Source organism: Tamlana crocina (assembly GCF_012037625.1).
Window position 1 is genome coordinate 1 of the sequence record NZ_JAAVJS010000060.1, and the last position, 737, is coordinate 737.

Below are 737 nucleotides of genomic sequence, written 5' to 3' on the forward strand. Positions count from 1 at the left end.
AAGAAGATCTTTACTGTATTGCGTTCTCCGCACGTTAATAAAAAATCGAGAGAGCAGTTTGAGTTGAGCTCTTATAAGAGATTGCTTGATATTTACAGTTCGTCTTCTAAAACTATTGATGCCTTGATGAAACTTGAATTGCCAAGTGGAGTAGAGGTGGAGATCAAGGTGTGATGAACCGGTTAATTGGGGATTAGGGATTGGATAATCGGGAAGCAAAACGAGTGATCTAATTTACCAATCACCATTCACTAATTAACCTATTAATCAAACATGTCCCGAGCTTTAGGCAAGGGAAAAACGGTGAAAAATACATTCAGGATTGGAAGTGTTTTTCAATCCTGAATATTTTTAAATAAATATAAATTAATAACTAATAATTAATTATGTCTGGGTTAATAGGAAAAAAGATTGGCATGACCAGCATTTTTGACGAGAACGGAAAGAACATTCCTTGTACCGTTATTGAAGCAGGACCATGTGTAATTACCCAAGTCAGAACCAAAGAGGTTGACGGGTACGAAGCTCTTCAACTTGGTTTCGATGACAAAAAGACTGCTAATAAGGCTGCTACAGGGCACGCCAAAAAAGCCGGAGCCGCAGCAATGCGCAAAGTCGTTGAATTCAAGGGATTTGAAGGAGAGCACAAATTAGGTGATACTATCACCGTAGAGCATTTTACTGAAGGTGAATTCATTGACGTTTCCGGAATTTCTAAAGGAAAAGGTTTTCAAGGG

1 protein-coding gene and 1 pseudogene are annotated in these 737 nt (G+C 38.4%); both read left to right on the plus strand.

The window, feature by feature from the left end:
- The coding region (gene rpsJ / locus HC176_RS15590) for a 30S ribosomal protein S10 (RefSeq protein ID WP_167919902.1) at positions 1 to 174 on the plus strand (174 nt) is incomplete at its 5' end.
- A 212-nt stretch (positions 175 to 386) separates the two neighbouring features.
- A pseudogene (locus tag HC176_RS15595) lies at positions 387 to 737 on the plus strand (50S ribosomal protein L3); the annotation flags it as partial.